General features: G+C 72.3%; 19 protein-coding genes. 9 read left to right on the top strand and 10 right to left on the bottom strand.

From position 1 onward, the window contains the following. The first annotated feature begins 85 nt into the window (after positions 1–85). The 5 genes from ACTFAP_RS13820 (at position 86) to ACTFAP_RS13800 (ending at position 4,638) form a co-directional block, all read left to right on the top strand. Positions 86–1,015 (top strand): LLM class flavin-dependent oxidoreductase, encoded by a 930-nt coding sequence (locus ACTFAP_RS13820; RefSeq protein ID WP_495684778.1) that lies wholly within the window; start codon positions 86–88, stop codon positions 1,013–1,015. 118 nt (positions 1,016–1,133) lie between these two features. Continuing rightward, the gene (locus tag ACTFAP_RS13815) at positions 1,134–2,087 is read left to right on the top strand and encodes an ABC transporter ATP-binding protein (RefSeq protein ID WP_390117955.1); all 954 of its coding nucleotides are present in this window, start codon (positions 1,134–1,136) and stop codon (positions 2,085–2,087) included. Next, the gene (locus ACTFAP_RS13810) at positions 2,084–2,989 is read left to right on the top strand and encodes an ABC transporter permease (RefSeq protein WP_500469268.1); all 906 of its coding nucleotides are present in this window, start codon (positions 2,084–2,086) and stop codon (positions 2,987–2,989) included. Before ACTFAP_RS13815 ends, ACTFAP_RS13810 begins: the two co-directional genes overlap by 4 nt. After that, a complete protein-coding gene (locus ACTFAP_RS13805; protein ID WP_500469266.1) occupies positions 2,986–3,903 on the top strand; it encodes an ABC transporter ATP-binding protein in 918 nt (305 codons plus the stop codon). The genes ACTFAP_RS13810 and ACTFAP_RS13805 overlap by 4 nt, the downstream gene beginning before the upstream one ends. 12 nt (positions 3,904–3,915) lie before the next feature. Next, positions 3,916–4,638 (top strand): ABC transporter permease subunit, encoded by a 723-nt coding sequence (locus ACTFAP_RS13800; protein WP_451751294.1) that lies wholly within the window; start codon positions 3,916–3,918, stop codon positions 4,636–4,638. A 69-nt stretch (positions 4,639–4,707) separates the two neighbouring features. On the opposite strand, the gene ACTFAP_RS13795 is transcribed toward ACTFAP_RS13800, so the two are convergent. From ACTFAP_RS13795 to ACTFAP_RS13750, 10 genes are all read right to left on the bottom strand, one after another. Next, positions 4,708–5,376 carry a hypothetical protein gene (locus tag ACTFAP_RS13795; RefSeq protein ID WP_262833581.1) on the bottom strand — a complete coding sequence of 223 codons (669 nt, stop codon included), beginning with the start codon at positions 5,374–5,376 and terminating at the stop codon, positions 4,708–4,710. Between the two features lie 366 nt (positions 5,377–5,742). Beyond that, on the bottom strand, positions 5,743–6,582 hold the full coding sequence (locus ACTFAP_RS13790; RefSeq protein WP_495684775.1) for a Cof-type HAD-IIB family hydrolase: 840 nt from the start codon (positions 6,580–6,582) through the stop codon (positions 5,743–5,745). Beyond that, entirely contained in the window at positions 6,579–7,859 is a 1,281-nt protein-coding gene (gene serS / locus ACTFAP_RS13785; RefSeq protein ID WP_495684774.1) for a serine--tRNA ligase, read from the bottom strand. The genes ACTFAP_RS13790 and serS overlap by 4 nt, the downstream gene beginning before the upstream one ends. Positions 7,860–8,325: 466 nt before the next feature. Then, positions 8,326–9,258, bottom strand: coding sequence for a prephenate dehydratase (pheA, locus tag ACTFAP_RS13780; RefSeq protein WP_390117968.1), 933 nt, complete (start codon positions 9,256–9,258; stop codon positions 8,326–8,328). A 34-nt stretch (positions 9,259–9,292) separates the two neighbouring features. Then, complete coding sequence (efeB, locus tag ACTFAP_RS13775) at positions 9,293–10,537, bottom strand: iron uptake transporter deferrochelatase/peroxidase subunit (protein ID WP_500469263.1); 1,245 nt, start codon at positions 10,535–10,537, stop codon at positions 9,293–9,295. A gap of 13 nt (positions 10,538–10,550) precedes the next feature. Further along, positions 10,551–12,413: a copper resistance protein CopC gene (locus tag ACTFAP_RS13770; protein ID WP_495684772.1), complete on the bottom strand. Its 1,863-nt coding sequence runs from the start codon at positions 12,411–12,413 to the stop codon at positions 10,551–10,553. 8 nt (positions 12,414–12,421) lie between these two features. Then, positions 12,422–12,868, bottom strand: a complete 447-nt coding sequence (locus ACTFAP_RS13765; RefSeq protein ID WP_400011506.1) for a copper chaperone PCu(A)C — start codon at positions 12,866–12,868, stop codon at positions 12,422–12,424. Then, a complete protein-coding gene (locus tag ACTFAP_RS13760) occupies positions 12,865–13,539 on the bottom strand; it encodes an SCO family protein (protein ID WP_500469261.1) in 675 nt (224 codons plus the stop codon). Before ACTFAP_RS13760 ends, ACTFAP_RS13765 begins: the two co-directional genes overlap by 4 nt. Positions 13,540–13,638: 99 nt before the next feature. Beyond that, positions 13,639–14,385 (bottom strand): YcnI family copper-binding membrane protein, encoded by a 747-nt coding sequence (locus ACTFAP_RS13755; RefSeq protein WP_500469260.1) that lies wholly within the window; start codon positions 14,383–14,385, stop codon positions 13,639–13,641. A gap of 102 nt (positions 14,386–14,487) precedes the next feature. Further along, positions 14,488–15,243, bottom strand: coding sequence for a hypothetical protein (locus ACTFAP_RS13750; protein ID WP_500469258.1), 756 nt, complete (start codon positions 15,241–15,243; stop codon positions 14,488–14,490). 218 nt (positions 15,244–15,461) lie between these two features. Between ACTFAP_RS13750 and ACTFAP_RS13745 the strand changes: the two genes are divergently transcribed. The 4 genes from ACTFAP_RS13745 (at position 15,462) to ACTFAP_RS13730 (ending at position 19,281) form a co-directional block, all read left to right on the top strand. Then, positions 15,462–15,899 carry an ATP-binding protein gene (locus tag ACTFAP_RS13745; RefSeq protein ID WP_400011503.1) on the top strand — a complete coding sequence of 146 codons (438 nt, stop codon included), beginning with the start codon at positions 15,462–15,464 and terminating at the stop codon, positions 15,897–15,899. Positions 15,900–16,073: 174 nt separating this feature from the next. Then, entirely contained in the window at positions 16,074–17,294 is a 1,221-nt protein-coding gene (locus tag ACTFAP_RS13740; RefSeq protein ID WP_500469256.1) for a hypothetical protein, read from the top strand. Between the two features lie 134 nt (positions 17,295–17,428). Next, the gene (locus ACTFAP_RS13735) at positions 17,429–17,938 is read left to right on the top strand and encodes a SigE family RNA polymerase sigma factor (protein ID WP_262833587.1); all 510 of its coding nucleotides are present in this window, start codon (positions 17,429–17,431) and stop codon (positions 17,936–17,938) included. Between the two features lie 20 nt (positions 17,939–17,958). Next, positions 17,959–19,281 carry a hypothetical protein gene (locus ACTFAP_RS13730; protein WP_495684766.1) on the top strand — a complete coding sequence of 441 codons (1,323 nt, stop codon included), beginning with the start codon at positions 17,959–17,961 and terminating at the stop codon, positions 19,279–19,281. Positions 19,282–19,350 lie beyond the last annotated feature (69 nt).

The following is a 19,350-nucleotide window of genomic DNA, read 5'->3' as shown; positions in this document are numbered from 1 at the left end:
GCCCATGCGTGCAGGGGGCCCGCCCGGATGAGCCATCGCCCGGAAGCGGTGAATTCCTGACCGGAAAGGGCCTAGGCTTCCCCGCATGGCTGTTTCCCCCGCCCTCCCCCTGCGGCTCTCCACCGTGATCCTTCCCGTCTGGCGATGGCAGGAAGGGGGCCGGCGAAGCTGGCAGCACGCAGAGGAACTGGGCTTCCACACCGCGTACACCTACGACCACCTGTCCTGGCGCAGCTTCCGCGACCAGCCCTGGTTCGGCGCGGTGCCCACCCTTACCGCAGCCGCCGCCGTCACGGAGCGCATCCGGCTGGGCACCATGGTGATCTCGCCAAATTTCCGGCACCCCGTCACGCTGGCGAAAGAACTCATCACTCTCGATGACCTGTCCGGGGGCCGTATCACCCTGGGCATCGGCGCCGGCGGCTCCGGATTCGACGCCACCGCGCTGGGCCACGACGCGTGGACGCCCCGGGAGCGCGCCGACCGGTTCGCCGAGTTCGTCCCGCTGCTCGACCGGCTGCTGAGCGAGGGCGGCACCGGCGGGGTCTCGTACCGCGGCGACTTCTACTCCGCCCACGAGGTGCGCAACATCCCCGGCTGTGTACAGCGGCCCCGGCTGCCGTTCGCGGTCGCCGCCACCGGCCCGCGCGGCATGCGGCTCGCGGCCCGGCACGGACAGGCCTGGGTCACCACCGGCGACCCGAAGTCCCTGGACGGCGGCCCCGACGCGTTCCTGGCCGGGCTCGGCCGCCAGGTGGAGCGGCTGGCCGGCATCTGCGAGGAGGCGGGACGCGAACCCGGCGCCCTGGAGAAGATCGTGCTGGACTCCTCCCTCGCCCCCGACGTCAACCCCCTGGAGTCGGTGACCGCGTTCGTCGACTTCGCCGGGCGCTGTGCCGAGCTGGGCTTCACCGAGCTGGTGGTGCACTACCCGGTGCCCGACTCGGTGTACGCGGCCGACATGGACGTCTTCGAGCGGATCGCCACCGAGGGCCTCGCCCAGCTCACCAACTGAGCCCCGGCCGGGCACCGGCCCGCCGTGGTCCTCAGGGGCAGTGCTCCCCTTCCCCTAAGGGGAAAGGGAGCCACGAGAGTGAGGTACGCGCCCGCCGGCCGGCACTAGTGTCTGCCGGGTGAGTGTGATTGCGACCGAAAGCCTGAGCAAGCGGTACCCCCGGGTCACCGCCCTTGACCGGCTGACCGTGGACATCGGGCCCGGTGTCACCGGCCTGGTGGGGGCCAACGGAGCCGGCAAGTCGACGCTGATCAAGATCCTGCTGGGGCTCGCCCCCGCCAGCGAGGGCAGCGCGGCCGTCCTGGGGCACGACTCCGCCCGGGACGGCGCCGCCATCCGCGAGCAGGTCGGGTACATGCCAGAACACGACTGCCTGCCGCCCGATGTGTCGGCGACGGAGTTCGTGGTGCACATGGCCCGGATGTCGGGCCTGCCCGCCACGGCGGCCCGCGAACGTACCGCCGACACGCTGCGCCACGTCGGCCTCTACGAGGAGCGGTACCGCCCCATGGGCGGCTACTCCACCGGCATGAAGCAGCGGGTGAAGCTCGCCCAGGCGCTGGTCCACGACCCCAAGCTGGTGCTGCTGGACGAGCCCACCAACGGCCTCGACCCGGCCGGCCGCGACGAGATGCTCGGCCTGATCCGCCGCGTGCACACCGACTTCGGCATATCCGTGCTCGTCACCTCGCACCTGCTGGGCGAACTGGAGCGCACCAGCGACCACATCGTGGTCATCGACGGCGGCAAACTGCTCAAGTCGCAGTCGACCCAGAGCTTCACCGAGACCACCACCACCCTGCTCGTCGAGGTCACCGACTCCGACGCCCACCCCGACGGCGCGCGGGCGCTGCGCACCGCGCTGGCCGCCGCCGGCGTCGAACCGGTGGCGGAGCCCGGCACCCTGCCCGGCGCGGCCCGCCTGGTCGTCGTCGAGGCGGACGAGGACAGCGTGTACGACACGGTCCGCGACACCATCGCCGACCTCGGCCTGGGCATGGTGCGCATGGAGCAGCGCCGGCACCGGATCGCCGAGGTCTTCCAGGAGGACAGGGAGGCAGCGGCCTCATGAGCGCACCCACCGAGCCCGTGGCCGCCACCCCGGCGGCGCGGATCCACAACATCGGCTACCGCCACTACGACGGACCCCGGCTGGGCGTCTCCTACGCCCGGCTCTCCCTGTTCACGCACTCCCTGCGCGGCGCGTACGGCCTGGGCCGCTCGGCCCGCTCGAAGATCCTGCCCTTCGCCCTGTTCGCCGTCATGTGCGTGCCGGCCATGGTGATGGTGGCGGTGGCGGTCACGGTCGGCATGAACAGCCTGCCGCTGGACTACACCAAGTACGCCCTGTTCATGCAGCCGATCGTCGGCCTGTACCTCGCGCTGGCCGGGCCGCAGCTCGTCTCCCTCGACCAGCGCTTCCACACGCTGCCGCTGTACTTCTCGCGGCCGATCGAGCACGCCGACTACGTACGGGCCAAGGTGGCCGCGCTGGCCGCCGCGCTCTTCCTGTTCACCGCCACCCCCGTGGTGCTGCTGTACGCCGGCGCCCTGCTCGCGAAGCTCTCCGTGGTGGACGAGACCATCGGCTTCGGCAAGGGGCTGCTGACGTCGGCCGTCTTCTCGGTGCTGCACGCCGCGATCGCGCTGCTCATCGCCTCCCTCACCCCGCGCCGCGGCTTCGGCGTCGCGGCCATCATCGCAACGCTGACCGTGCCGTACTTCGCGGTCACCGTGGTGCAGGCGGTCCTGGGCGAACAGGGCAGCGAGGGCGCCATCGGCTGGCTGGGGTTGCTGTCCCCCGGCTCGCTGATGGACGGGTTCCAGGGCGCGCTGCTGGGCGGGTCCACCGACTTCCCGCACATGTACGTCCCCTCCGGCGCGATGGGCGTCGGCTATCTCGCGGTGATCATCGGGCTGACCGCCGCCTGCTACGCGCTGCTGCTGCGCCGCTACCGGAAGGCGGGACTGTGACCACCATCCGCATCGAGAACGCCTCGCGCTGGTTCGGCAACGTCGTCGCCGTCAACGACGTGAGCGTGTCGATCGGCCCCGGCATCACCGGGCTGCTGGGCCCCAACGGCGCCGGGAAGTCCACGCTGATCCACATGATGGGCGGCTTCCTGCCGCCGTCGGCCGGGGCGGTGACGCTGGACGGCGAACCGATCTGGCGCAACGAGACCGTCTACCGGCACATTGGGCTCGTCCCCGAACGCGAAGGCATGTACGACTACCTGACGGGTGAGGAGTTCGTGGTCGCCAACGCCGAACTCCACGGCCTGCCGGACCCGGGCGCCGCCGCCAGGACCGCCCTGGCCACCGTCGACATGGCGCACGCCGCGGACCGGCGCATCGACACGTACAGCAAGGGCATGCGGCAGCGCGTCAAGATGGCCTCCGCGCTCGTCCACGACCCGTCGGTGCTGCTGCTGGACGAACCGTTCAACGGCATGGACCCGCGCCAGCGCATGCAGCTGATGGAACTCCTGCGCCGGATGGGCGAGGCGGGCCGCACCGTGCTGTTCTCCTCCCACATCCTGGAGGAGGTCGAACAACTCGCCTCGCACATCGAGGTGATCGTCGCCGGCCGGCACGCCGCCTCCGGGGACTTCCGCACCATCCGCCGGCTGATGACCGACCGGCCGCACCGCTACCTGGTGCGCTCCAGCGACGACCGCGCGCTGGCCGCGGCCCTCATCGCCGACCCGTCCACCACCGGCATCCACCTGGACACCGAGGAGGACGGACTGCGGATCGAGGCGGGCGACTTCCCCCGCTTCACCGCCCAACTGCCCCGGCTGGCCCGGGAACACGGGATCCAGCTGCTGTCGGTCTCCCCGTCGGACGAATCCCTGGAGAGCGTCTTCTCCTACCTGGTCAGCGCGTAAGGAGCCCCTGCGATGTACCACCACACCGTCGCCCGGCTCACCCTCCGGGCCCTGCTGGGCCGGCGCCGTGCCCTCATCCTGCTGGCACTGCCCGCGCTGCTGATCGCCATCGCGCTGGCGATCCGCATCGTGGGCGGCGCGGACGACCGGGCCGCCACCGAGATCCTGGGCGGCTTCGCCCTGGCCGTCATGGTGCCGCTGATCGGCGTGATCGCCGGCACCGGGGCGATAGCGCCCGAGATCGACGACGGCTCGATCGTCTATCTGCTGGCCAAGCCGCTGAAGCGGCACACCATCATCCTGACCAAGCTGTGGGTGGCCATCGGCGTCACCCTCGCCTTCACCGTCGTCCCCACGCTGCTGGCGGGGATCATCCTCAACGGCAACAGCCAGGCCATCGCGAGCGCGCTGGCCGTGGCGGCGGCGGCCTCGTCGATCGCCTACAGCGCGGTGTTCCTGCTGCTGGGCACCATCTCGCGGAACGCGGTGGTGCACGGGCTGATCTACGCGCTGGTGTGGGAGTCGCTGTTCGGCAGCCTGGTACCGGGGGCGCGCGCCCTGAGCATCCAGCAGTGGTCGCTGGCCCTGGCCGAGCAGGTGGCCGCGCCGGGCGCGAACATCACCTCGGAGGTGGGCCTGCCGGCCGCCCTGATCCTGCTGACCGCGGCGACGGTGGCGGGCACCTGGTACGCGGCGCGCCGGCTGCGGGTGCTGACGCTGGCGAGCGAGGGCTGAGCGAAGGGAGTAAAAGGGGCGGGCCCGGCGAAGGACCGCCGGGCCCGCCCGCGTGACCAGCCTTACGGATTACGGCCGTCCGCGCCGACGGCGGCGCAGCCGGTTCGCGATGACCGGATCCCCGGCCAGCTCAGCGAGCCGGGCACTCATCCCGGCGACGATCCACTCGGTCTTCTCCAGCCGGTTGTCCACACGCCGCAGACTGTGGACAACCCGCTGGTCCCTCCTGTGGAGAACCATCCCGAGATCCCGCAGTGCCGGCCCGATGTCGGCCATCAGGCCCTCAAGGGCAGCGACCCGGGGCTCCAGATCGGAGGCGGGCGTTCCGTTCCCCTCGACGGCGTCGAGCAGATAGGCCCGAACCTCGCGCGCGACGGGGCTGTCGCGCAACAGCATGGCGATGTTGAGGACGGTGCGGCGGGTGTAGAGGGTGAGGTGCCGTCGATTGCCCTGTGGATAACTTTCGTCCGTTGGACTCATTTTGAGTCCAACGAACTTTTGCAGGTCAGCGCCCTGCAACACGGTCAGGCCGCTCTCGGTCAGCTCTTGCCGATGCCGTGCCACGAGGTTCTTGATGGTGCTCCTGTGGACAACGAAGTAGGTGGCGACGAGCGCCGTCGTCACATGCAGACCATCGGGCAGCAGCGTGAGTGCCTTGACCTTGTCGAGGGTTTCGGTGCGCCCCCGGACGTTCTCGCGCAGGGTGCGCGACTCCAGCAGTGCTTGTTCCTTGATCATGACGAGATGGGCCTCTCAGGGCGTCTGTGGCAGGTGGACGGACCCCGTCGCATCCGGAGTCCGGTGCGCCCGTGACCAGGGCTCAGGAGAGGAGATCCGCTCTACTCGTCACTTCACCGGCTCACAGTGGGTGGTACGTCGCTCTCCGGCCCCTACCGTGCGCAACCTCTCGACGCCTCATGCTCCCGTCGCCCCCGCGCGATATGTCCAACGAGCCGATCGTCAGACGGTCACGCGTTCGGGGCGAAATAGAGGGGGCGTGGGTAACTCCCGTTTGAGAGTGACATCGTGTCACTCTCAAAATCGCGCAGGTTGGCGTCCCGCGGCCCTCTCGTACCTCACCCCGGGCCCCGCTCCCGCCCGGCGTCAGCCCAGGAGCAGCCGCTCCAGCACCTTCGCGATGCCCTCCGCGTCGTTGCCCGCCGTGACCTCGTCCGCCACCGCCAGCAGGTGCGGGTGCGCCCCGGCCATCGCGACGCCGTGGGCCGCCCACGACAGCATCGGGATGTCGTTGGGCATGTCGCCGAACGCGATCGTGCCGGCCGCCGTCGCGCCCAGCCGGCGGGCGGCCAGGGACAGGCCGGTCGCCTTCGTCAGGCCCAGCGGGAGCATCTCCACCAGGTCCTCGCCCGAGACGACGAACGCCGCGTACGCGCCCGCCGCCTCCGTGCCCGCCGCCGCCAGCTGGTCGTCCGACAGCTCGGGGTGGCGCAGGTACAGCTTGCTGATCGGTGCCGCCCACAGCCCCTCCCGGTCGGCCACCGGCCGCGACAGGTCGGGGGCATTCGGGTGCGGCACGGCCTCCGGGTTCTGGCGCCAGGCGAAGCCGGGGCCCATGGCGATGCCGCCGTCCAGCCCGTCGAGCGAGGCCGCGACCACGACCGGGCCGACCCGCTGCTCCAGCGCCTCCAGCGCCCGCCGCGCCACGGCGCGGTCCAGGGTGACCGAGGTCAGCAGCCGGTCCTCCCCGGCGTGGTACAGCTGTCCGCCCTGGCCGCACACCGCGAGTCCGGTGTAGCCGAGGTCGTCGAGGATGTGCCGGGTCCAGGCCACGGTGCGCCCGGTCGCCACGATGTGGGCGGCCCCGGCCGTGCCGGCCGCCGCCAGCGCCGCCCGGGTGCGCTCGGATATCGTCTGGTCGCCGCGCAGCAGCGTGCCGTCCAGATCGGTGGCGATGAGCTGATAGGGGAAACGGGAGGCGGTCACTTCCGGACCGGCTCCAGTACCTCACGGCCGCCCAGGTAGGGGCGCAGCACCTGTGGCACCCGCACCGAGCCGTCGGCCTGCTGGTGGTTCTCCAGCAGCGCGACGATGGTGCGCGGGATGGCGCACAGGGTGCCGTTGAGCGTGGCCAGCGGCCGTACGGCGCCGCCCTTCTCGCGCATCCGCACCTGGAGCCGGCGGGCCTGGAACTCGTTGCAGTTGGAGGCGGAGGTCAGCTCGCGGTACTTGCCCTGGGTGGGGACCCATGCCTCGCAGTCGTACTTGCGGGAGGCCGAGGCGCCGAGGTCGCCGGAGGCCACGTCGATGACCTGGAAGGGCAGTTCGAGGGAGGTCAGCCACTGCTTCTCCCAGGCCAGCAGCCGCTCCAGCTCTCCCTCGGCCTCCGCTGGGTCGACGAAGCAGAACATCTCCACCTTGTCGAACTGGTGCACGCGGAAGATGCCGCGGGTGTCCTTGCCGTACGAGCCGGCCTCGCGGCGGAAGCACGGCGAGAACCCGGCGTAGCGGCGCGGCAGCGCGTCCGCGTCCAGGATCTCCTCCATGTGGTACGCGGCGAGCGGCACCTCCGAGGTGCCGACCAGGTAGTAGTCGTCCTTCTCCAGGTGGTAGACATCGGCGGCGGCCTGGCCGAGGAAGCCGGTGCCCTCCATGGCGCGCGGCTTGACCAGCGCCGGGGTGATCATCGGCGTGAAGCCGGCCTCGGTGGCCTGGGCGACGGCGGCGTTGACCAGGGCGAGTTCCAGCAGGGCGCCGATGCCGGTGAGGTAGTAGAAGCGGGATCCGGAGACCTTGGCGCCGCGTTCGGTGTCGATGGCGCCCAGGCCCTGGCCCAGCTCCAGGTGGTCCTTGGGCTCGAAGCCCTCGGCGGCGAAGTCGCGGATGGTGCCCAGCGTTTCCCGGACGGTGAAGTCGTCCTCGCCGCCGACCGGGACATCGGGGTGGACGAGGTTGCCGATGCCCAGGAGGAGTTCCTGGGCGCGGGCGGCGGCCTCGTCGCGTTCGGCGTCGGCGGCCTTGACGGCGGCGGACAGCTCGCCGGCCCGCTGGAGCAGCGCGGTCTTCTCGTCGCCGGTGGCCTTCGGGATCTGCTTCCCGAGCTGCTTCTGCTCACCGCGCAGCGCGTCGAAGCGCACGCTGGAGGACCGGCGCAGTTCGTCGGCGGCGAGGAGTGAGTCGACGATGCCGACGTCCTCGCCACGGGCGCGCTGGGAGGCGCGTACTCGGTCAGGGTCCTCACGAAGCAGGCGAAGGTCAATCACCCCACCAGGCTACCGGTGATTCCGGGCAGAATCCCGGGGAATTGATTGGCGCCCTTTGTCCGCTTTGTCGGTGCGGCTCCCAGTGCTGAATCCACAGGTCAGGGCGGGGTTTCCCACATGTTTTCCACAGGCTCCCGGCGCCCCTGTGGATGAATGGGGATCGCGACCGACCCACTAGGATGTGCGGCTGGCAATTCCCCTTTCAAACGTCCCTCACTCGCTCTTCCGAGGGAATCCCGGTGAATCGAACGGTGATTTCCCTCACTCCAAAGAGTTGCTTCGGGCGAATGGGGTGACGAAGGGTGATCTGTCCCCTGTGGATGAGGTGTGGACAAGGGGCGCGGTCGCCAAGCCGTTATGTCGACAATGACCGATTGTTACCTGCCGGGTTATCCACAGCCGACCAGGTGACCCTGTGGATAACCCCCGCGTCCCTGCCCCGTACGTCCACAGGCGTCACGCGGCGTCACGCACTCCGCCCGTCCAGGCACCGGGTGAGCCAGTCCGCCGCCCGCAGGAAATCCGGATCCGTGGTCCCCTCCCGCACCGTCGGCGCGACCCGGTCGGCGCGCGGGTAGGACCCCAGGAACCGTACATCCCGGCACAACCGCCGCAGCCCCATCAGCGCCTCGCCCACCCGCCGTTCGGAGATGTGCCCCTCGCAGTCGAGCGAGAAGCTGTACTGCCCGATGCCCGCCCCCGTCGGCCGCGACTCGATCCGCATCAGGTTCACCCCGCAGGTCGCGAACTCCTGCAGCACCTCCAGCAGGGCACCGGGGTGGTCGTCGCGCAGCCACAGCACCACCGACGTTTTGTCCGCGCCGGTCGGCGCCGCGGGCCGCGCCGGACGGCCGGTCAGCACGAAGCGCGTGGTGGCGTTGTCGGCGTCGTGGATCTGCGTGACCAGCGGATCGAGACCGTACGTCGCCGCCGCGAACTCCCCCGCGAACGCCGCGTCGAACCGCCCCTCCTGCACCAGCCGCGCGCCGTCCGCGTTGGAGGCCGCCGACTCCCACTGCGCCTGCGGCAGATGCTCCGCCAGCCAGCCCCGTACCTGCGGCTGCGCCACCGGGTGCCCGGTCACCGTCTTGATGTCGGCCAGCGTCGTACCGGGCCGCACCAGCAGCGCGAAGGCGATCGGCAGCAGCACCTCGCGGTAGATCATCAGCGGCGCGCCGGAGGCCAGTTCGTCGACCGTGGCGGAGACCCCGCCCTCCACCGAGTTCTCGATCGGCACCAGCGCGCCCGCCGCCTGCCCGCCCCGTACCGCGTCCAGGGCGGCCGGCACCGAGATCATCGGGACGAGCTCCCGGGTGGCCGCCTCCGGCAGGGTGCGGAGCGCGGCCTCCGTGAACGTGCCCTCGGGGCCGAGATACGTGTAGCGGCTCGCTGCTGTCATGGCGCAACGGTATCCCCTCCCCACCGGCCCCCGGTCAGCCTTCCAGCAGCGCCTGCCCTACGTAGCCGCCGCGCGCCGCGCCGCCCGGCACCGCGAACAGCGCGCTCGCCTCGTGCCGCAGGAAGGGGGACAGGGCGTCCCCGCGGTCGAGCTTGCGCTGCACCGGGACGAAGCCGCGCAGCGGGTCGGCCTGCCAGCAGACGAACAGCAGCCCGGCGTCCGGGGCGCCGTCCGGCAGCAGCCCGTCGTGGTAGGAGAAGGGACGGCGCAGCATGGCCGCGCCGTCGTTGGTCTCGGGGGAGGAGACGCGCACGTGCGCGTTGACGGGGATGACGGGCCGGCCCGCCCCGTCCAGCGCGGCGAGGTCCACCGGGGTGGTCTCGCTGTCGCCGCCCAGCGGCGCCCCGTCGCTCTTGCGGCGGCCGATGACGCGCTCCTGTTCCTCCTGGGCCAGTTCCTCCCAGGGGTCGAGCAGCATCCGGATGCGGCGGACGACGGCGTACGAGCCGCCCGCCATCCACGGCGGCTCCCCCTGGGCCGGTACGAAGATCCGCCGGTCGTAGTCCTCGTCACCGGGCTGGGGGTTGTTGGTGCCGTCGATCTGGCCCATGAGGTTGCGCTGGCTCATGGGGCGGGCGGTGGCGCCCGGCGTGCGGTTGAAGCCGGTCATCTGCCAGCGCTGGACGGCGGACCCGGCCGCGGCGCGGTGCAGCAGGCGCAGCGCCGAGACGGCGACGAGGGCGTCGTCGGCGCCGATCTGGATCCACAGTTCGCCGCCCGAGCGGTCCGGGTCCAGGGCGTCGGCGCTGAACTCGGGCAGCGGGGCGAGCGCCGTGGGCCGGGCGTCGGTGAGGCCGAGGGTGTCGAAGAGGGCGGCGCCGAAGCCGAAGGTGACGGTGAGGGCGGAGGGGCCGGCGTCCAGCGCGATGTGGGTGCCGTCCACGTCCGCCGCCTCGCCCGCCATCAGCGCGGCGGCCAGCTGGGACCAGCGGCGCAGCAGGGCGGCGGCGCCCCGCCGGTCGGTGCCGGGGACGAGGTCGTAGGCGAGCAGGTGGCCGTGGGTCTGCAACGGGCTGGTGATGCCCGGCTGGTGGGTGCCGTGGAAGGGGTGGGCGGTGGTGCCGATGCTGGTGAGCGGGGTGGTTCCGGAGCCGGCGTGGGCGGTGCCGAGCAGGGTGCCGCCGGTGGCTCCCGCGGCGAGTCCGGCGGCGCCGGTGGCCCCGGCGGTGCCCAGCAGGCGGCGTCGGCTGATGGGCCGGGGGGCGGTGGGTTCTGGCATGGCAGTGGGTTCGCTATCCGACGGTGACGGTGGTGGTCTCGGTGGTCTGGTCGATCTCGGAGGTGCGCAGGGTGAGGGAGAGTTCCCAGTCGCCGGGGCGGGGGAGCCGCAGGTCGTCGGAGACCCAGTGGCCGACGTCGACGTGGGTGGGCTCGTAGCGCAGCGGCCCGAGGTCCTCGGCGGGGAGGGTGAGGGAGATCCGTACTTCCTCGGCGCCGTTGGGCAGCCCCTCGGGGTCGGTCAGGCGCAGGTGCAGCACGTTGTCGCCGGTGCCGCCCGGGGTGATGTCCAGCAGTGCGGTGCCCTGCCCGTGGGGGCCGCCGGTGTCGTAGGGGAGCTGGACGGAAATCGGTTCGGGGGTGCTCGCGGTCGCGGCGGCGGCCTCCGTACGGGCCGGGGTGCTGCCGGTGAGGGCGGTGGTGACGGCGAGGATGAGGGCGGCGATGGCGGCTTCGGCGAGGACGCTGCGGCGCAGTCCCGAGCGTTCGGCGTCGGCGTCGCGGTCGCGGCGGCGCCGGGCCTGCCGGACGGCGGCGCGCTGGCGGGCGAGCTGCGCCCGGCGTACGGGGTCCTCGTCGCTGTCGTCCCCGGGGGCGGACGGCACGGTGGCGGGTTCGGGGGCCCGGTCCTCGTGGTCCGCCGGTGGGTCGGCGTCCGGCTGGCCGGTCCCCTCGGCCAGCCGGGCCGTCCAGCGCCGGGAGATCCAGGCGGCGGCCAGGATCAGCACCACCAGCGCGACTTTGACGATCAGCAGCTGACCGTACCGGGTGCTGAGGAGCGCGTCCGCGTCGCCGACCTGCCGCCACGCCTGGAAGATCCCGGTCACCGCCAGCGCCACCACCGACCAGAACGCCAGCAGCGAGAAGCGCCGCACCACCGCCCGCGACACTTGCCCGGGGAAGCGGAACAGCAGCGTCAGCAGCGTGGCCAGCCCGCCCAGCCAGGCCCCCGCCGCCAGCAGATGGATCACATCCGCCGGGACGGCCACCTGTGTCCAGTGCCCGGTGGACGCGTGCTCGGACAGCGCCCAGGTCGCCGCCAGCCCCACCGCCAGCAGCGTGCCCGCGACCGGCAGCGCGTACCCCGGCAGGCCCCGGCCGCCGCGCCGCTCCCGCGCCCCGCCGCCGTACAGCACCGCGAGGAACAGCGCGGCGGCGGCGAGCAGCAGCAGTCGGCTGAGCAGCGCCGTACCGGTCTTGGTGTCGATGGCGTCCCGCAGCCCGACCCCGGTGTACGGGCCGCGCAGCAGCACCAGCGCGAGCGTGGCGCCGGTCAGCGCCGTCCAGCCGGCCAGCGCCAGCCTCCCGCCGGCCCGCGCCGCCCCCGCGCCGGGACGGCACAGCAGGGTGAACGCCACGCCGCCCACCAGCAGCACGAACCCGGCGTACGCGGGAAAGCGCGCCGTCTCGTACAGCAGCCCCACCGTTCCGCCGCCCGGCTGCTGGTCGGACAGCCGCACGGAGGTCTCGGACGGGGCGCCGACGGAGAAGGTGAAGGCACCGGCGATGGGATGGCTGTCGGCGGAGATGGCCTGCCAGGCGACGGTGTAGGTGCCGTCCGCCAGGCCGCCGGTCAGCGCCACCCCGTGCCGTACCGTCCCGTCCACGCTCAGGTCGGTGATCTCGCCGGTGTCCACCCGGCCGCCCGCCGGGTCGAGTACGCGCAGCGCCTTGTCGCCGCTGAGCGTGACCCGTTCCGAGAAGGTGAGGACGACGGTGTCCGGGGCGGTGGCCACCACCTCCCCGTCCGCCGGGCTGCTCCCGGTCAGGCTCGCGTGCGCCGCGGCCTGCGGGGCCCCGGCGAACAGCAGGGTGCCGAGCGCCGCCAGCAGGACGAGCAGCCGGGCGGCGCGGGTGGCGGTGGTGGTCGTGGGCATGCGGGAGGTCACTCCCCGGTGTAGGTGGTGGCCCGGACCGGTACGTCGAGGGTGATCGGCTCGGACTTCTCGAAGCGCAGTTCGAGGGAGACGGTCTCGCCTTCGAGCGGCTGGTGCGAGAGGCCGAGCAGCATCAGATGGCTGCCGCCCCGCTCCAGGCTCAGCCGCCCGCCGGCCGGGACCGGGAAGGAGTCGACCGGGCGCATGGCGTTGTTCACCGTCTCGTGCATCTCGACGCTCCCGGCGAGGTCGCTGTGCACGGAGGTGAGGGTGTCGTCCGCGTCCCCGGTGTTCTCGATGACGAGGAAGCCGCCCGCCATGTCCGCGGTGATGGGCTCGGGGATGTACGCGCCCGCGGCCGTCAGTTCCGGCTCGCCGCCGCCGTCGGAGGAGCAGGCGGTGAGCACGGTGAGCGCCAGTGCGAGGCCGGCCGCCGCGCGTGCCGCGCGCCTCACGGGGTGCGCCCCTCGATCAGGCCGGGCAGATCGGCGGCGTAGGTGTCCTGGGTGACGCCCTCCATGTAGATGACGTGCGCCTTGTCATCGGTGGGCAGGAACGCCAGCACCTGCGAGCCGTGGGTGGAGATCCAGTTGCCGTCCTCGTCCTGGCTGGGCGGGTCGATGTAGATGCCCAGCGAGCGGGCGGCCTCCTGGATGGTGTCGAAGTCGCCGGTGAGGCCGACGAAGTCCTCGCCCTGGGCGCGCAGCCAGGGGCCGAGCGATTCGGGGGTGTCGCGCTCGGGGTCGGAGGTGATGAAGACGACCCGCAGGTCCTCGCGCTGCTCGGGGGTGAGCCCGGCGGTGGCGTTGCCGATGTTGCTCATGGTGAGGGGGCAGACGTCGGGGCAGTTGGTGTAGCCGAAGTAGACGAGGGTGGCGTGCCCCGCGGTCTCGGCGACCAGGTCGTACGGTTCGCCCTCGGTGTCGGTGAGGGTGATGGCGGGCTTGGCGAACGGGGTGTCGAGCACGGTGCCCTGGGTGGGGTCCTGCTCCCCGGAGATGTCGGCGACGGCCGCGTCGCCGTCCGAGCCGGAGCCGGAGTCACCGCCGCAGGCGGTGAGGGCGAAGGCCGCGGCGAGGGCGACGGCGGCGGTACGGGTGAGGGTGCGAGTGGTGTGCGGACGCATGTGGCTTTCCTGTGGTGCGGAGTTCGGGACAGGGGGCCGGCGGGGGACGGGGCGGGGCGGGCGGCGGGACGACCGCCTGCCCCGTCCCGTCCGTCCGGCTCAGGACTGCTGGTCGGCGGGGGTGGCGCGGCGGCGGCCGGCGAGCACCCCGATGGCGATGCCGGCGACGCCGGTGGCGAGGCCGGCCCCGGCCAGCACCCGCGCGGTGGTGTCGCTGGCGGAGGCGGCCTCGGCGACGACCGACTCCGTACCGTCGTGGTCCGCGTCGGCCGCCCCGGACTCGGGGGCGCCGTGGCCGTGCCCGCCGTCCGTGGCCGGGGTCAGCGCCAGCACGGCCGCGGGGTGCTCGGGCTCGGTGCCGTCCTCGGCCGGTTCCTCGATCCAGCGCACGACCTCGTCGCTGTCGTAGGTCTGGATGGCCTTGAAGACGAGCTGATCGGTGTCGCCGGGCAGCGGGCCCAGGGAGACGGGGAACTGCTGGAAGGTGCCGGGGGCGATCTCCCCGCCGCTCCAGGTGATGACGCTGGGGGCCTCGGTGATCTGGCTGCCGTGGTGCTCCAGCGGCTCGTCCAGCGGCGCGGTCTCGATCTCCACGTCCCAGCCGGGAACGGGCTGCGGCATGACCGAGGACAGCGGGTACGCCGGGTCGAGGTGGATCTCCAGCCGGACGGTGGAGGCGTCGGCGCGCTCGTTGGGGACCTTGAAGTTGACGACGCTGTAGCCGCCCTGCCCGGCCTCGCCGGGGTCGACGGAGACATGGGCCTGGGCGGTGCCGGCCAGCGCGAGGACGCCGGTGGCGGTGAGGAGGAGCGTGGCCGCGCGGGCGGCGACGCGAGTGCGATGCATGACAGGACACTCCACGGACGGACGTCGGGTGAATGAGGGGGGAGAAGCAGCGCGCGGCACCGCGCCGCGCTCCCTTCGGGGGTCCGTCGGAGAGGCGGGCGATCAGGCCGCGAGGGCGAGCCCGGGCGGCGGTCCGCGCCGGTGCATGCTGTGCGCGAGCAGCAGCGTGGGCGGCTTGGCGGCGGCCGGGTACCGGTCGGCGCGGGGCGCGGTGGGGCCGTACGGGACGGGCCGCGCGGCGCCGTACAGCAGGTGGGTCAGCCGGACGGCGAGCGGCCACGGCAGGTGGGCCGCGGCGACCCGGGTGGCCAGCCGCACCAGCTGCCACAGCGCGGCCTCGCCGCGGCGCAGCAGCCAGCCGGTGGCGAGCGCGGCCAGCAGGTGGCCGAGCAGCATGAGGGAGCCGCTGGGCGCGGCCCCGGCGGCGTGCGCGGTCGCCTCGGCGCTCTGTGCGGCGCCCGCGGTGGGGTCGAGTCCGGCGTCGCGGACGATCTGGGCGGCCCGCTCCTCGGTGAGGGGGACGGCGTAGCCGTTGCACAGCAGCCGCCCGGCCAGGGCGAGCGGGCCCTCGCCGCCGGCGCCGCCGTGGTGGGTGGGGAGGCCGAACTGGCCGAGGGAGAAGAGGTGGTGCAGGGCGAACTGTCCGGCGGCCAGCGCGGTGGCCAGCGCGGCCACCGAGCGGCGTTCGCGCCCGGCCAGCGGGAGGGACAGGGCGCACAGGGCGGCCCAGGCGGTGACCAGGGTCCAGGCCGGCAGCGGGGGGCCACCGGCGCTCAGGTGCCCGGCGGCGGCCAGCGCCGTGCAGGCCGCGGCGAAGACCGCGGCCCTCAGCAGACGCAGATCGGCTCCGGCTCGCATGGCGGGCTCATCATCTCACCGGCCGCCACGCCGGAGACGGGCGGGATCAGGGATCGTACGCATGTGCCCGCATTCACCCTCACCCAGCTGTCGTTATATCGACGTAAGCCTCCCGGTACATCCGCTGAATGGGGGTTGTTGGTTCCCTCCCACGCTTACGGGCCGCGCTCACCGGCAATGCCTAGGGGGAATTCACGGCGCGGTCGGGAGGCTGGAGCATGAGCATCTGGTGGTCACTCCAACTGCGGCGGGAAGCGTCCAGCGTCCCGCTCGCCCGGCGGTTGCTGCTGGGAGCCATGGAGACGGCGGGGGTGGACGCCGACATCGCCCACGAACTGTGCGTGGCGCTCACCGAGGCCTGCGCCAACGCCGTCCAGCACGGGGGCGGCGGCGGGGCCGTGTACCGCGTGACGGCCTCGATCGACGGGGACGTGTGCCGCATCGAGGTCACCGACTCGGGCCCCGGCTTCCCGGCCGACCCCCCGGGACCGCGCCGCGAGAGCCAGGCCCTGGAGCAGGGCGGGCGCGGGCTCCAGCTGATCGAGGCGCTCTCGGACGCGTCCCGGTTCGGCAACCACCCCGGCGGCGGTGGCGCCGTCGTCAGCTTCGACAAGGTCCTCAAGTGGCGCGAGGACGCCCTCCTCAGGGCCTCCTGACCCCCTCACCCCCCGCCCCGCCGCCGCAGCCCGCCGGAAAACTTTCCGGCGGGCTGCAACATCGTTCCGGGCCCACCGCATCGAAGGGAGTGAAGGGCGAGAGCGACGGGGAAACCCCGCCTCGCCAGGCACTTTCACCGGCCGGCGGCCGGTGTGGATGGGGGTCAGGGAACGATGGAGAAGATTGTGAAGCGCAGCTGGCGGCGCCGGGCGGCTCTGACGGCGGCCATCGCCACCGTCGCCGCGGCGACGACCATGGGGGCGGCGTCCGTGAGCGCGGCGTCCGAGCAGGGCACCGCTCCGGCCACCGGGCAGGAGATCGTCGAGGCGCTGACCGGGCTGCTGCCGGAGGGCACCGAGATCACCGAGTCCTTCGGCGAGGGGTACCAGGACAGCGAGTACCCGTACGCCTTCGTCGAGGCCACGGACAACACCGGCGGCGCCACCACCATCGATGTGGGCGTCCACCGCTCTGTCGGTGACTGGCGCGACTACGCCGGCTGCCCGGAGTACATCGACGAGGGCGACACCGAGGATGTCGTGAGCGGCGACTGTGTCGAGACCGAGCTGTCCGACGGCCGGCTGCTCTCGGTCAACACCTGGGAGTACGAGACCGACGGCACCGGCGAGGGCGAGGACGGCGAGGCCCACCACTCGATCGGCTGGGATGTGTGGCTGGAGGGCCCGGGCAACCCCGACTTCGAGAACGAGACCGGCCGCAACATCTACCTCTCGCAGTACAAGGACCTCACCGAGGTCGCCGACACCGGCGCCTACCTCCCGGTCCTCGACGAGGCGCAGCTGGCCGAGGCCGCGCAGTCCCAGGTGTGGCAGGACCTGCTGGCCGCGCTCGACGCCGAGTACGGCGAGCCCGTCGAGGAGGAGTGGGACGGCTTCGGCGACGGCCCGCAGATCCCCGCCGCGCAGCTCCAGGACACCTTCCGTTCGCTGGCGCCCGAGGGCATCGAGGTCACCCCCGTCGAGGCCGGTGAGGAGGAGGTCGACTACGCCTCCCTGCTGGTCGACGACGGCCGGGGCGCCGTGCTGGTGGACATCTTCGCCTTCGGCCCCTGGGACGAGGAGGGCTTCGAGGAGGGCATCGACTTCGACGCCGCCGCCGACGAGGAGTTCGGCCCGGAGTGCGAGCACACCATCCTGGACAACGGCAACGAGCTGAACGTGTGCACCTGGGCGCCGAGCGACGATGACCCGCTGGGCCTGTGGTCCGCCACCGTGTACTACGCCGACGGCTCCAGCCTCGACATCACCCAGTACAACGTCGCCGACTGGGACAGCGACCCGACCCGCGCCGACGCCCCGCTGAGCGTGGACCAGCTGGCCGACATCGCCGCCGACAGCGCCTGGCAGGACCTGTTCGGCGCCTCCGCGGTCTGATCCGTTCGGTACGCCCGGGGGTGGCGGTGACGGCGATCACCGCCACCCCCGGAAATAGGCTGTAACGTCCGGCGGCTGCTCGCGCGTCATGGAAGTGAGCGGGGGCAGCCCCGGGGAATGTTGAGGGGGACCTGATGAAGCAGCGGGATCTGGAGGCGTACCACGACTTCGCCATGCGGCGAAGCGGTGCGCTGTACCGGTCCGCGTGCCTGCTGACGAGCGGCGACACCCACCTCGCCGAGGACCTCGTCCAGGAGACGCTCGGGCGGATGTACACCGCCTGGAAACGCAAGCGCTGCATCGACAACCCGGCGGCGTACGCGCACACCGTTCTGGTGCGCTGCTTCCTGACCTACAAGCGCCGCCGCAGCAGCGGTGAACGGCCCGCGGTGGCGCTGCCCGACCAGCCCGCCCCCTCGACGGACTCCACCCTCAAGGTCACCCTGCTCCAGGCACTCGCCCAGCTGCCGCCCCTGGACCGGACGGTCCTGGTGCTGCGGTTCTGGGAGGACCTGAGCGTGGAGCAGACCGCGGAGATGATGCGCACCAGCTCCAGCGCGGTGCGTACCCGCAGCAGTAGGGCCCTGACCAAGCTCCGAGGCGTGCTCGGCGCGTCCGGTCTCGCTGAACTGATCGCGCAGTAAGGCCGATGGAGAGACACCCCATGAAGAGAAACGACGACACTCCCGCCAGCTTCGAACACGAACTGAGCACCATGCTCCGGCAGACCGGTGAGGGCTTCGAGCCCGACCCGCTGCGGCTGGCCGAGGGCGGGCTGCGGCGCGGCCGGACCCGGGTGTTCCGCCGGCGCGCCGGCATCGTGGCGGGCGCGGCCTCGGTGGCACTGCTGTCCGTCGGCGCGGTCCAGCTCACCGGCGGCGGTCAGACCACCCCGGTGGCCGACTCCCCCCCGGAGAACAGCGAGGAGATGATCGAGACCCTCAGCTCGATGCTGCCCGAGGGGGTGGAGGTGCTGAGCAGCGAGGCCGAGAGCCCGCGCGGCCTGGAGACCCCCAGCATCTTCCTGACGCTGCGGGACACCGTCCCCGGGGAGGTCACCCTGGGCGTGACGCTCCACCGCTGGGCGACCGAGGACTTCCGGGTGGAGGCGGGGTGCGTTGCGCCGGACGAGCCGGGCTACCGGTGCTCCCAGGAGGACCTGGACGACGGTTCGGTGCTGACTCATCTGCGGTGGGACTGGCACGGCATGGAGGACATGCCGGACATGACGAGCTGGAGCGCGACGCTGGAGAAGGAGGGGCCCTTCGAGGACGTTCCCTCCATGCGTTCCGTCTCCGTCGACCTCGACAAGGACCTCTCGCGGATCGGCGATCCGGACAGCTACGAGCCGCTCCTCGACGAGGACCAGCTGGCGGCGATCGCCATGGCGCCGGTCTGGCAGCAGGTCTTCGACCTGGTGGACGACACCCAGGGCGCGCCGGCCGACGACGACTTCGACCCCGAGATGGTCAATGTCGCGCCCGAGGTGCTGCGGGACCTGTTCCGCGACCTGGCTCCGGAGCGTCTGACGGTCACCGACGACGTGCGGGAGGAGGAGGGGCCGGGCGAGGCGTACCTGGTGGTGGACGACGGCGACGGTCCCGCCTACGTCTCGATCCAGCTGTGGGCCTCCTACGAGCCGTACGAGCCCTATGACCCCAGCATGGAGGGGTACTTCGACAGCTGGGACGACCTGGATCTCACCGCGGAGGAGCGGGAGGCCCTGGAGGAGTTCGGCTGCGCGAACGAACGGGTCGATGACGCCACGCATGTCGAGCTGTGCGACCTCGGCCCGTCGGAAGGCGACCCGACGGGTATCTGGTCGGCGTCGGTCGGGTTCTCCGACGGCGGGATGCTGGACATCACGGTGAGCAATATGCCGGGTCTGGAGGACGACGATGTCGTGAGCCGCCCCGGCAGCCCGCTGACGATGGAGCAGCTGAGGGAGATCGCCCTCGCCCCGGAATGGCGTGACCTTTTCGAGTGATGCGGGGCCGGTGTGATGCATGATGTGCTGGCCGACATGACCACGGACGGAAGGCGTCGCACATGAACC

The organism is Streptomyces sp. PH9007, assembly GCF_059813725.1.
This window is presented reverse-complemented; position numbering and strand designations above follow the sequence as displayed.